We start from the raw sequence: 13,002 nt of genomic DNA, 5'->3' as shown, positions 1-13,002 counted from the left end.
GCCGGCGAAGGGTGTGGTGGCCCGCCGCGCAACCGTAGCCGGGTGGCCTCAGGCCGCGGCCACGTTTTCTGCGGCGATGGCACCTGCCTGCCGCGTCAATGCGATCAGCGGCAGCGCGCGCTGTACCGCCAGCCTGGCCCGCTCGGCCAGTGCTTCGTTGTGCACGCGGTAGTCCAGGAAGTCGCGGTCGGTGGCGTAAACGCCCAGCGGCAATGTGCGCGCCTGGAAGAAGCTGAAAAGTGGCCGCAACTGGTGGTCGATCACCAGCGCATGGCGCTCGCTGCCGCCGGTTGCCGCCAACAGCACCGGGGTGTCGATCAAGGCATCCTGGTGGATGAAGTCGAAGAAGTGCTTGAACAGGCCGGTGTAGGAGCCGCGATAGACCGGCGTGGTCACCACCACCACGTCCGCCTGCTCCACGGCGGCAAGTTCCTGCTCCACCGTTGCCGGCAGCTGCGAGCGCCAGACCGCACCGGCGAACTGCGGCGCCAACGCCCCGAGTTCGACCAGATGTTGCTCGCACGGCACGGCAGCGGCGATCAGCGCCAGCAGGTGTTCGGCCAGGGCGACGGCCTTGGAGGGGCGCTGCAGCCCGCCGGAGACCGCGACGACGCGGAGGGGGGGTGGCACGTTGACAGTCATGCGGGTGAACCTGAAACGACGAACCCCGATGCTAGGGCTCGTATTCAATGAAGTAAAATGGTGTTATTTCAACAATCCATGAATTCGGATCATCTGAATGCTTGAGCGCATCCATCTCACCATCGTCCAGCAGGTCGAGCAGCAGGGCTCGCTGACCGCCGCTGCCGGCGTGCTGAACCTGACCCAGTCGGCGCTGAGCCACAGCATGAAGAAGCTGGAGCAACAGCTGGGCACCGACGTGTGGCTGCGCGAAGGACGCAACCTGCGCCTGACCCAGGCCGGCCAGTACCTGCTGGCGGTGGCGAACCGGGTGCTGCCGCAGCTGGACCTGGCCGAGGAGCGCCTGGGCCAGTTCGCACAGGGCGAACGCGGCGCGCTGCGCATCGGCATGGAATGCCATCCCTGCTACCAGTGGCTGCTCAAGCTGGTGGCGCCCTATCTGGCCACCTGGCCGGATGTGGATGTGGACGTCAAGCAGAAGTTCCAGTTCGGCGGTATCGGCGCGCTGTTCGGCTACGAGATCGATCTGCTGGTCACGCCCGACCCACTGTACAAGCCCGGGCTGCGGTTCGAGCCGGTGTTCGACTACGAGCAGGTGCTGGTCGTGGCCAAGGGCCATGCGCTGGCGTCGGCCGCCTACGTCAAGCCGCAGCAGCTCACACGCGAGGTGCTCATCAGCTATCCGGTGGACCTTGAGCGCCTGGACATCTACAGCCAGTTCCTGCTGCCGGCCGGTGTCACGCCCAGGCGCCACAAGGCCATCGAAACCACCGACATCATGATGCAGATGGTGGCCAGTGGCCGCGGCGTGGCCGCCATGCCACGCTGGCTGGTGGAGGAATACGCCGCCAGGATGGACGTGGTGCCGGTGCGGCTGGGTGCGCGCGGCATCCCCAAGCAGATCTTCCTGGGCGCACGCGAGGCGGATATCGCCGTCGACTACCTGCGCGCCTTCATCGAACTGGCCCGCCAGCCTGCCAATGGCACCGCCACGACATCCGGAGCCCACTGATGGATACCACCGCAACCCGCACACCACTCCCCCTGCCTGCCGGCCACGACAAGGTGTTGCTGCATTCCTGCTGCGCGCCATGCTCCGGCGAGGTGATGGAGGCCATGCTGGCGTCCGGCGTCGACTACACCATCTTCTTCTACAACCCCAACATTCATCCGCGCAAGGAATACGAGCTGCGCAAGGACGAGAACATCCGCTTTGCCGAGCAGTGCGGCGTGCCCTTCGTCGATGCCGACTATGATCGGGACAACTGGTTCGAGCGGGCCCGCGGGATGGAGAACGAACCCGAGCGCGGCGTACGTTGCACCATGTGCTTCGACATGCGCTTCGAACGCACCGCGCTGTATGCGCACGAGCACGGCTTTCCGGTGATCACCAGCTCCCTGGGCATCTCGCGCTGGAAGAACATGCAGCAGATCAACGACTGCGGCGTGCGCGCTGCGGCCAGGTATCCCGGCTTGATGTACTGGGAATACAACTGGCGCAAGGGCGGCGGTTCTTCGCGCATGGTCGAGATCAGCAAGCGCGAGAACTTCTACCAGCAGGAATACTGCGGCTGCGTCTATTCGCTGCGGGACACCAACCGGCACCGCGTGGAAAGCGGGCGCAACCGCATTCAATTGGGCGTGAAATTCTACGGCGATGCGGAACAGGACGATTGAGTGCAGGCGGGTCTTGGGGCGCGGCCGGGATCTCGATGTGCTCTTGGCCCCTGCCCGCTCGATCGGGGCTGACGCAGCGGCGCAGCCAATCACCACGACAGGACGGCAACACCCTTGATCGACCCGGACACGCCCAGCCTCGCCAGCACCATCACCGAGGCCTATTCGCTGGAGGTCAGCGCAAAGCACATTGCCGGGCTGGCTGCAGCGGCGCCCCGGATCACGCGTGGCGCAACCATTGCCATCCCCTACCTGCCCAACCAGGACGACGATGCGCGGCTGGCCGCGGCACGGATGGTGCGCGCACTCGGCTTTCAGCCGATGCCGCACCTGTCCGCGCGCCGTATCGCCTCGCGCGAGCAGCTACACGCCTTCGTCAGCCGCGCCGTCGATGACGCCGGCGTCGAGCGCTGCCTGCTGATTGCGGGCGATCCGCCTGCTCCGCTCGGGCCGTTTCCGGACAGCTTGTCGCTGATCGATACCGGGATCTTTGAGCGCTCCGGCATCCGGACCATCGCCGTGGCGGGGCATCCGGAAGGGCATCCAAGCATGCCTGCAGCCGATCGATGGGAGGTGCTGCAGCGCAAGTGTCGCAGCATCGCCGAGCGCGGCATGGCGCCGCTGATCGTCACCCAGTTCGCGTTCGATGCCGACATCGTGCTGACGTGGTTGCAGGCGCTGCGCGCGCACGGCATTGCACATCCCGTGCGTGTGGGCGTACCCGGTCCTGCCGGCGTGGCGGTGCTCGCACGCTATGCCGCCAGCTGCGGTGTCGGCGCATGCGCATCGATGCTGTCCAAATACGGCATCTCGCTCGGCAAGCTGTTGGGCACCGCAGGGCCGGATCGTTTTGTGGAACGGCTGGCCACTGGCCTGACTGATGCGCACGGCGAGGTCCGCATGCACTTCTATCCCTTCGGTGGCATCGCACAGACTGTCGCGTGGGTGGAGCAGTACCGCTCCCTTACCGCACGCGGCCGGGCGGACTGAAACCCGCCACATCCGGCGCCCGCGCAGCATCTGCAGACCTCTGACTTTCATCCGGCGATGCGTCGTGGACATCGACATGTCCACGACCTCGATCACAGTCTGTACTTTTCATTCCTGGCGGTTTGTTTGCTGCGCGTGAGGTGTTGCAGCGCACAGCAGACCTGTCACAAGCGCGCGGTATAACCATCGGTGAATCGCGGCGAGGGGGCGCTGCATCCGATGCCGTTGCCGTGCGCGGCGGCATCGCTTCTGCAACGTTCAAGGAGAGATGTCGCCATGCCGAAGCCGTCGCTGTTGTCCTTACTGTGCACCCTGTCGCTGGTCTCCACGCCGCTTGCCGCGGCCGAGCTGCAACCCAAGCAACTGGCTGGCCCACCGGAGGAATTCGCGCAGATGCGCGCGCCCGATCCGGCCGAGTCGGCGATCCTGTCCAAGAGCGCCTTGCTGCCGGTGGAGTTGACGCCGGCCGGCAAGTCCGCACGCTGGCAAGGCACCTTGCCGGTGGAAAACGGCCATCTGCGTTTCATGGTGCTGGCCGGCGACCAGCCGTGGGAGGCGGCGGTGACTGCACCACGCGTTGCCGGTGCACGTGCCGCTGCTGTTGCACCGCAGTTGCAGGCACAACGCACACTGTTGGGCAGCGCCGAGAGCGGCACCAGCGGCATGCGTTACGCGGTGGAGTCCGCGCAGAACGGCAACTGGGCGCTGACGCTGCAATCGGCGGCGCCGGTGGCGCAACGCGGGTATGTGCTGATGGAAGGCGATGCGCGCACGCAGCTGGCCTCGTACCCGCGCCATCGTCGGCAGCAGGTCGGCCAGTCGCTGACGCTCAACGCCTTGCTCAGCGGCAACGATGCAGGCGGCGCGAGCTTGCTGGCCGCGCAGGCGGGGCAGATCGAGACAGCGAGCCTGCGTGTGATCGACCCGCAAGGCGGCATCCGCACGCTGCCGATGGCCGATGACGGGCAGCACGACGACGGTGCTGCCGGCGATGGCGTGTATGGCGGCACGTTCCAACCGACAGCCGAAGGCACCTGGATCGCACAGGTGATCGTGCGCGGTCGCGACCAGACCGGGCAGCCGTTCGTGCGCACCAGCGAGCATGTGTTGCCGGTGCTGGATACCTCCCTGCGTCTGCTCGGCAACGCGCTCAGCGCACGCGCTGCCGACGGCACCCGGCTCAGCATTGCCTTGCCGGTCGTCGCGCGCGGCAAGGCACCATCGCATTACCGCGTGTTTGGCCAGGTCTGGGGCACCGATGCCAAGGGCAAGGACGTGCCGGTGGCATGGATCGGCGGCATGCTGACGCCGCAGCAAGGCCAGCTGCCGTTGAGCCTGGACGAACGCTGGGTCGCGCGTGCGGGCGCGCGTGCGCCGTTTACGCTGCGCGGGCTGCGCATCGAAGACCCGGACCATTACATCCCGCTGGTACAGGCCGACACGCTGCCGTTGCAGCTGCCCGCGTTGCGCCGCGCCAGCATCGCGCGCTCTGCCGCCGCGATCGACGAAAGCATGCGCATGGGGCCACGTCCGACGACGCTGGCCCGTGCCACTGCGATGGCGCAACCGCAGGCCGCGGGGTCGCAACTGGTGCTGGTGCACGGCTATTGCTCCAACGGCGTGTGGCCGCAGGCGCAGTTCACCAATGCGTCCTCGTTCCTTGATGCCAAACAGAACCGCAGCAACGACCAGTTCGCACAGCGCTTGGCGCAGTTCGCCAGTCAGTGGTCCTCGTTCGCAACAGTGGCGCACAGCCAGGGCGGCATGGCCGCGCTGCATCTATATACCTACTACTGGAGCGGGCTGGATAACGCTACAGGTGGGCGGGTGATGCAGTCGGTCGGCACGCCGTACCAGGGCACCAATCTATCCGGCATTCTGGCGGCGGTGGGCTCGTGGTTCGGCGTGGGTTGCGGCACCAATACCGACATGACCTACGACGGCGCCAAAGCCTGGCTGGCCGGTATTCCGGCCGATGCGCGCGCCAAGGTCAACTACTACACGACCTCGTTCGCCAAGACCAACTGGTACACCAACGACTACTGCAACGCGGCCTCGGACCTGGTACTGAACGACCCGGAAGATGGCACCGTGGAGCAGGTCAACGCGCAGCTGCCGGGCGGCGTCAATCGCGGCCACACCACCGGGCAATGCCACACCACAGGCATGCGCGACCCGGCGCAGTACCTGGATGCCAGCCGCAATGCGGTGATGAACGCCAACGCGGCGAAGTGATGCGGTTCTAGCAATGATTGAACGCTGTGGGTGCATCGGTTTCTAGAGCGGATGATCTGCGGCTTGGTTGCAAGGCCCTTGCCCGCCCACCCTCGCGGGACACGCCGCACGTACGTCCATGTAGGCTCTTACGCGGCATCCATGCCGCGTAAGGTCCCGCGACGGTGAGCGGGCAAGGACCCATTGAGATGGTCGGTGTACGTGGTTGCAAGCGGTGCATGAACTGCGCTGATCGAATCACCGTACGTTCGATCAACCCCTCACCATTTTTCCATCCCAACCCGAGCAACAGGCGGGCTTTCAACACACAAGCCACAGACTGTTGATTTGCCACCGCAAGCCGAGCAACAAGCTCTTAAGAAAGCAGCCGACCAACTCTCTGGTGCGGTGTCCTTGCCGGTTGCGGGACCCTCGGCGGCATGGATGCCGCCGAGGAGCCTCCACGGATGGATTCACGGCGTGTCCCGCAAGCGGTGAGGACATCGCACGCTCGACTCACCTAAGCTTTTGACTCAAGGCTCGGAGCGCGCCTTGACGAAGCTAGGCTTCGAAGGCTTGGTTGCTTTATGCGTGGTGTCGCGATGCACTTGGACTATGTGGATAGATCAGGTGTAGAGCTGCTGATCTGCGGGTTTGCTGCAGGGCCCTTGCCCGCCCACCATCGCAGGACACGCTGCAAGTACGTCCTTGTTAGCTCTTACGCGGCATCCATGCCGCGTAAAGTCCCGCGACGGTGGGCGGGCAAGGACCAGTCGAGATAGTCGGTGTGCAGGGTTTTAAACAAAGATACCGATCAACTCTCTGGTGCGGTGTCCTCGCCGATTGCGGGACCGTGTGGCGGCATGGATGCCGCCACCGAGCCCCCAGGGATGGGTTCACGGCGTGTCCCGCAAGTGGTGAGGGCACCGCACACTCGACCGACTCAGCTTTTGATTTCGGTACAGCGGTCGAAAGGTTTTACTAGCCACTCCAAGCCGCTTCGGAAGCCCACAGTTCTGCATCCGCGCCTGCAGGAATAAACATCGGCGCGGCCGGATCGGTGGCTGCGCGCCATATGGCCTGCGCGACATCGATCGACTGCGTTTCGGGGCCGGCGGATGCGCTCATGCGCGCCATCGTCTGTTGCATAAACGTTCCATAGACCTCGTCATCAAGACCGCGAAGACCCGCGCGGGCATTGGCACGAAATTCCGTCTCCCCGCACGAGCCCGGCGAGACGATGCGCACGCGGATACCGAAGTCCTCCAGCTCGGCGGCCAGCGATTCGCTCAGCGCATTCACCGCGGCCTTGGCTGCGCGGTAGGCACCGATCAGTGGGAGGGGTTTGAGCGTTGCGCTCGACGACACGTTGACGATGACCCCGGCGTGGCGCGCACGCATCTGCGGCAAGACCGCCTGGGTTACCGCAAGCGTGCCGAAGGTATTGGTCTCGAACAGATCACGCACCGACTGCAGGCTTGCCAGTTCCAGCGGCGCGGGCGCACCGGAGCCTGCATTGTTGACGAGAACGTCGACCGTGCCGGCCGCAGCGATCGCGGCCTGGATGCTCGCGGCATCGGTGACATCGAGCTGCAACACCCTCATTCGTGGCGACGCAGGAAACAGGTCTTCGCGTGGAGTGCGCATGGTGGCGACCACATTCCAGTCGCGCTCTAGGAAGTAATTGGCGGTCGCCAAGCCAAAGCCGGATGAGCAACCAGTGATGAGTACGGTTTGCATGAAGCGCCCTCGGTGATGTTGTGAGGGGTATACGTTAGGCGTCAAACATCGTACTTGCGATATTCTAAAGTGCTTAATTCATTTGCGAGAGTCCAATGCTGCCTGACCCGCTTACCGAGGTTGTCCTGCTGCTCAGGCCGGCGGCACGGTTTTCCAAGCTTGTCGTGGGCGCCGGTGCGTGGTCGGCACACCGCTCCGATGCGCCAGGCCCGTTTTATTGCGCAGTGATCGAAGGGACGTGCCGGCTGACGCTCGAAGATGGCGAGGCGCGTGTTCTTGAAGCAGGCGACTTCGTGCTGGCACCGGCCATGCTGGCCGTCACGCTCTCCAGCCTGCAGGCGTCGACCGGGCAGGCCCACACGGTGCCGACCAACATGGGCGATGGCACTTTCCGTATCGGCGCGCAGGACGGCCCGGCGGATCTTCGCATCGTGATTGGGCATTGCAGCTTCGGCTCGCCCGATGCCGCGCTACTGGTGTCGCTGCTGCCCCGGCTGGTGCATGTGCGCAGCGAGCCGCGACTTACCACGCTGGTGACTCTGGTTGGCGAAGAGGCACGTGCAACCCGGCCCGCACGCGAGGTGGTGCTTGCGCGGCTGTTGGAGGTGCTGTTGATTGAAGCATTACGCTCGCTGACAGCGAGCGACACGACGCCAGGACTGGTGCGCGCGTTATCCGACGCGCGGCTGGCGGCGGCAATGCGTGCACTGCACGGTGCACCGGCGCATGCGTGGACGGTCGATGCATTGGCCAAGGAAGCGGCGCTGTCGAGATCATCGTTCTTTGCGCGCTTCAACCGGGCAATGGGCATGGCGCCGATGGAATATCTGCTGGCATGGCGCATGGCGCTGGCAAAGACGCTTCTGTCAGAACAAGGGCTTGGCGTAGCGCAAGCCGCGCAGCGTGTGGGGTATGGCTCGGCAAGCAGTTTCAGCGTTGCCTTCACCCGCCATACCGGCAGCCCACCATCGCAGTACGCGCGCGAGCGTGCTGCAATGTCTGCAATGTCTGCAGACGCTTTGTAACGGCATCAGGTGTGCCAGACCCGAGCGCGCAGTGCCGCCTGCAGCTGCAGTGAGAAACAGCTGCAACTGCAGGCAAGTGCCCTCGCACTGGCGCATCGATGCATGACTACTGTTGCGCTACCGGTGGCTGTTGCGATTGCGCATCGGCGCCGCCGCCGAGCACCTTGTACAAGGTCACCCGGTTGCTTGCTTCGGTCAGCCGCAGGCTGATCAAGGTCTGCTGTGCGCTGTAGAGCGAGCGCTGCGCGTCCAGCGCCACCAGATAACTGTCCACGCCATTGCAGTAGCGCGCATCCGACAGGGTGAAACCGCGTTGTGCCGCATCCACCAGGGCGCGCTGCGCGTCCATGCGTTCGTCCAGCTGGGTGCGCTCGGCCAGCGCGTCGGCCACTTCACTGAAGGCGGTCTGGATCGCCAGTTCGTATTGGGCGATGGTGATGTCCTTCTGCAGCTTGGCCACATCCAGTTCGGCCTTCAGGGCGCCGGCGCGGAAGATCGGCAGGCTTACGCTGGGCGTGAACGACCAGGTGTGGTCGCCATCGAACAGGCTGGACAAGGCATCGCTGCCGCGCCCGACATTGCCGGTCAGCGAGATGGTGGGGAAGAACGCCGCACGCGCTGCGCCGATGTCGGCGTTGGCGGCCTTGAGCGTGTGCTCGGCCGACAATACGTCCGGGCGCTGCAACAGCACGCGCGATTCCAGCTGCGCCGGCAACGGTGCCAATGCCACGCCGCTCTCGATCGCATCGGCAGCCGGCAACAACGCCGCCGGTACCGACGTGCCCACGACCAGGTTCAGCGCATTGCGCGACTGCGCCAGCTGGGTGGTGAAGCTGGCGACATCGGCGCGCGCGCTTTCCACGCTGGTCTGGATCTGCGCCAGATCCAGCCCGGAGACGATGCCGTTGTCGTGCTGCAATTCGGTCAGGCGCAGCGTCTTGCGCTGGCTCTCCAGGGTCTGCTGGGCAAGTGCCAGCCGCTGCTGATCGGCGGCCACGGTGAGCCAGTCGCTGGCCACTTCGGCCACCAGGCTCAGGCGGGTGCTGCGCTGGGTCTGCTCGCTGGCCAGATAGGTTTCCAGCGCTTCGTTCTTGAGGCTGCGGATGCGCCCGAACAGGTCCAGCTCCCAGCTGCTGATCCCCACCTGCCCGGTGGCGCTGCGGATGATCTGCGGCGCGCCGGTGAAACTGGTCGCGGCCGCAGCACGTTGCGCCGTGTGCGAGACGCTGGCGTCCACCGCCGGAAACAGGTCCGCACGCTGGATGCGGTACTGCGCACGTGCCTGCTCGATATTGAGCACGGCCACGCGCAGGTCGCGGTTGTTGTCCAGCGCCAGTGCGACCACCTGTTGCAGGCGCGCATCGACCAGCACCTGCCGCCAGTCCAGCCCAGCCGCAGCGGTAGTGCGGCCATCGGCACTGTCGCCATGGGTCGCGCGGCCGGTGTCGCCGACCACGCCAGGTACCGGTGCGTCCGGGCGCGCATATTGCGGCGCCATGCTGACGCAGCCGCTCAATGCGATGGCACAGGCCACCGCCAGGCTGAGGGATGTCGTGCGCATCATGGCGTTACCTCGGAGGTGGAAGCGACGGGGGAGTGCGTGGCAGCCTTGCCGGGAAACAGGCTGCGCACCATCACGTAGAACAACGGCACGAAGAAGATGCCCAGCACGGTGGAGGCCAGCGTGCCGCCGAGCACGCCGGTGCCCAGCGAATGGCGTCCGCCGGAGCCGGCGCCGCTGCTGATCACCATCGGCAGCACGCCGAGCATGAAGGCCAGCGAGGTCATCAGGATCGGGCGCAGGCGCATGCGTGCGGCGTGCAGGGTGGCCTCGATCAAGGGCTGGCCTTTCTCTTCCAGCTCCTTGGCGAACTCCACGATCAGGATGCCGTTCTTGGCGGCCAGGCCCATCGTTGCCAGCAGGCCGACCTGGAAATAGATGTCATTGGACAGCCCGCGCATCCAGGTCGCGAGCAGCGCGCCGACGATGCCCACCGGCACCGCCAGCATCACCGAAATCGGGATCGACCAGCTCTCGTACAACGCGGCCAGGCACAGGAACACGAACACCAGCGACACCGCATACAACATCCAGGTCTGGGTGCCGGCGGCCTGTTCCTGATACGACATGCCCGACCAGGCGTAGCCCACGCCCTTGCCCATGCCGTCCACTTCGCCGGCGACCGCGGTCATCGCATCGCCCGAGCTGATGCCGGATGCGGCGCTGCCGGTGATCTCCATCGATTCGCTGCCGTTGAAGCGGGTCAACACCTGCGGCGCATACGCCCAGGCGCTGCTGGCGAACGCGGAGAACGGCACCATGGCGGCGTCGCTGTTGCGCACGTACCAGCGGTCGATATCGCCGGGCAGCATGCGTGCGGACGCTTCGCCCTGCACGTACACGCGCTTGACCCGGTTGTTGTTGAGAAAATCGTTGACGTAGCGCCCGCCCATCACCGTGGAGAGCGTGGTGTTGATGTCGGCTGCGGCCACGCCCAGCGCGCCGGCCTTGGCATCGTCGATCTGCACGCGGTAGGTCGGCGCGTCGTCCAGGCCGTTGAAGCGCACCGCCATCAGGTTCTGATTGCCGTTGGCCAGCTGCAGCAACTGCTTGCGTGCTTCCACCAGCGCCTCGTGGCCGTTGCCGGCGGCATCCTGCAGCTGCAGGGTGAAACCGGAACTGGTACCCAGCCCGTTGATGGCCGGCGGCGTCAATGCAAACACCTGCGCGTCGGGCAGCGTCATCATCATCGCGCCGGTGATGCGCTGGGCCACCTCCTGCGCCGAACCCTCGCGGTCGGCCCAATCCTTCAGGCGGATAAAGCCCATGCCCGAGTTCTGGCTGCTGCCGGCCAGGCTGAAACCGGAGATGGTCATGATGCCCTGCACTTCCGGCTGCTTGAGGATGAACGCGGTAGCCTGGTCGATCGACTGCTGGGTGCGTTGCTGGGTGGCACCGGCCGGCGCACTGAACATCACCATCAGCATGCCCTGGTCTTCCTCGGGCAGGAACGCGCTGGGCAAGCGCCAGAACAGCAGGCCAAGCACCACCAGCAACAGCGCGTAGACCAGCGAGCCGAGCTTGCGATGGCCGACCACGCGCTCCACGCCACGCCCATAGCGCTCGGTACCGCGATCGAAGCGGGTGTTGAACCAGGTGAAGAAGGTGCCCAGCGCGCCCTTGCGCGAGACATGGCCGCCCTTGTCGATGGGCTTGAGCAAGGTGGCGCACAGCGCCGGACTCAGGGTCAGCGCGACCACCAGCGACAGGATCATCGCCGCGGCAATGGTCACCGAGAACTGCCGATAGATCTCGCCGGTGGCGCCGCCGAAGAAGGCCATCGGCAGGAACACCGCCGTGAGCACCAGCGCGATGCCGACCAGGGCGCCGGTGATCTGGCCCATCGAGGTGTGCGTGGCCTCGCGCGGCGACATGCCCTGCTCGGCCATCAGGCGCTCGACGTTTTCCACCACCACGATGGCATCGTCCACCAGCAGGCCGATCGCCAGCACCATCGCGAACATGGTCAGCGTGTTGATCGAAAAGCCCAGCAGCGACAACACCCCGAAGGTGCCCATCAGCACCACCGGCACCGCGATCACCGGTACCAGCGTGGCACGCCAGTTCTGCAGGAACAGGTACATCACCACGACCACCAGCACGATCGCTTCGATCAGGGTCTTGACCACTTCCTCGATGGAGATGCGCACGAACGGCGTGGTGTCGTAGGCGACCTCGTACTTCAGGCCGGCCGGAAAATACGGCTTGAGCGCATCCAGCTTGGCTTCCACCAGCTTGGCCGCGTCCAGCGCATTGGCACCGGTCGCCAGCTGCAGGCCCATGCCCGAGGCGGCCTTGCCGTTGAACTTGGAACTGGAGCCGTAGGATTCCGAGCCCAGCTCCACCCGCGCGACATCGCGCAGGTACACCGTGGCGCCGCCGGCATCGGACTTGAGCACGATGTTCTCGAACTGCGCCGGTGTGCGCAGCTTGCTGCGCGAGGTCACCGTGGCATTCAACTGCTGGCCCTGCAGCGCCGGCAATGCACCCAGCGCGCCCGACGAGACATCGGCGTTCTGCGCGGCGATCGCGCTGCTGACATCCGAGGGCATCAATGCGTAGGTGTGCAGTTTCTCCGGATCCAGCCAGACGCGCATCGCGTACTCGGCACCGAACACGTTGACGCTGCCGATGCCGTTGAGGCGGCTGATCGGGTCCTGCAACGAGGACACCATGTAGTCGCCGATGTCGGTGCTGTCCATGCTGCCGTCTTCGGAAGTGAAGGCCAGCACCATGAACATGCTGCCGCTGGCCGACTTGGTCACGGTCACGCCATTGGTCTTGACCTCGTCGGGCAGCAGCGCCTCGCCTTGCGACACCTTGTTCTGCACCTGCACCTGCGCGGTGTCCGGGTCGGTGCCGGACTCGAAGGTCAGCGTGAGTTGCGCGGTGCCCGCCGAGCTGCTGCTGGAGGACATGTAGAGCAGATTGTCCAGGCCTGTCATCTGCTGTTCGAGGATCTGCGTGACCGAGTTCTGCACGGTCTCTGCGGAGGCACCGGTATAGGTCGCACTGACCGTCACCGAGGGCGGTGCGATGTCCGGGTATTGCTCCAGCGGCAGCGAGAAGATCGAGATCGCGCCGGCCAGCGTGATGACGATGGCGATGACCCACGCGAAGATGGGACGGTCGATGAAGAAACGAGCCATGGGA

At 65.4% G+C, this 13,002-nt stretch carries 9 protein-coding genes; 5 read left to right on the top strand and 4 right to left on the bottom strand.

Features of this window, described 5'->3' with window-relative positions:
• Nucleotides 1-48: 48 nt before the first annotated feature.
• Complete coding sequence (gene msuE, locus AC06DU_RS01730) at nucleotides 49-642, bottom strand: FMN reductase (RefSeq protein WP_184515562.1); 594 nt, start codon at nucleotides 640-642, stop codon at nucleotides 49-51.
• Between the two features lie 97 nt (nucleotides 643-739).
• Here msuE and AC06DU_RS01725 point away from each other — a divergent pair, with 97 nt between their 5' ends.
• From AC06DU_RS01725 to AC06DU_RS01710, 4 genes are all read left to right on the top strand, one after another.
• Nucleotides 740-1,654: a LysR family transcriptional regulator gene (locus AC06DU_RS01725; protein WP_039513234.1), complete on the top strand. Its 915-nt coding sequence runs from the start codon at nucleotides 740-742 to the stop codon at nucleotides 1,652-1,654.
• Entirely contained in the window at nucleotides 1,654-2,319 is a 666-nt protein-coding gene (locus tag AC06DU_RS01720) for an epoxyqueuosine reductase QueH (protein ID WP_039517469.1), read from the top strand. Before AC06DU_RS01725 ends, AC06DU_RS01720 begins: the two co-directional genes overlap by 1 nt.
• 114 nt (nucleotides 2,320-2,433) lie before the next feature.
• Nucleotides 2,434-3,309, top strand: a complete 876-nt coding sequence (locus AC06DU_RS01715) for a methylenetetrahydrofolate reductase (protein ID WP_478203384.1) — start codon at nucleotides 2,434-2,436, stop codon at nucleotides 3,307-3,309.
• A gap of 276 nt (nucleotides 3,310-3,585) precedes the next feature.
• Nucleotides 3,586-5,544 (top strand): choice-of-anchor X domain-containing protein, encoded by a 1,959-nt coding sequence (locus AC06DU_RS01710; protein ID WP_478203382.1) that lies wholly within the window; start codon nucleotides 3,586-3,588, stop codon nucleotides 5,542-5,544.
• Between the two features lie 960 nt (nucleotides 5,545-6,504).
• Here the strand turns inward: AC06DU_RS01710 and AC06DU_RS01705 are convergent.
• Nucleotides 6,505-7,263 carry an SDR family oxidoreductase gene (locus AC06DU_RS01705; protein WP_046344942.1) on the bottom strand — a complete coding sequence of 253 codons (759 nt, stop codon included), beginning with the start codon at nucleotides 7,261-7,263 and terminating at the stop codon, nucleotides 6,505-6,507.
• Between the two features lie 95 nt (nucleotides 7,264-7,358).
• Between AC06DU_RS01705 and AC06DU_RS01700 the strand changes: the two genes are divergently transcribed.
• The gene (locus tag AC06DU_RS01700; protein ID WP_425522511.1) at nucleotides 7,359-8,288 is read left to right on the top strand and encodes an AraC family transcriptional regulator; all 930 of its coding nucleotides are present in this window, start codon (nucleotides 7,359-7,361) and stop codon (nucleotides 8,286-8,288) included.
• Between the two features lie 106 nt (nucleotides 8,289-8,394).
• Here the strand turns inward: AC06DU_RS01700 and AC06DU_RS01695 are convergent, their stop codons facing one another.
• Together AC06DU_RS01695 and AC06DU_RS01690 are read right to left on the bottom strand one after the other, a co-directional pair.
• The gene (locus AC06DU_RS01695; RefSeq protein ID WP_478203380.1) at nucleotides 8,395-9,849 is read right to left on the bottom strand and encodes an efflux transporter outer membrane subunit; all 1,455 of its coding nucleotides are present in this window, start codon (nucleotides 9,847-9,849) and stop codon (nucleotides 8,395-8,397) included.
• Nucleotides 9,849-12,998 (bottom strand): efflux RND transporter permease subunit, encoded by a 3,150-nt coding sequence (locus AC06DU_RS01690; RefSeq protein WP_478203378.1) that lies wholly within the window; start codon nucleotides 12,996-12,998, stop codon nucleotides 9,849-9,851. Before AC06DU_RS01690 ends, AC06DU_RS01695 begins: the two co-directional genes overlap by 1 nt.
• Nucleotides 12,999-13,002 lie beyond the last annotated feature (4 nt).

Source organism: Xanthomonas sp. NCPPB 3200 (assembly GCF_056393585.1).
Note: the sequence above shows the minus strand (reverse complement) of the source record. Positions and strands in the feature narration are given on the sequence as shown.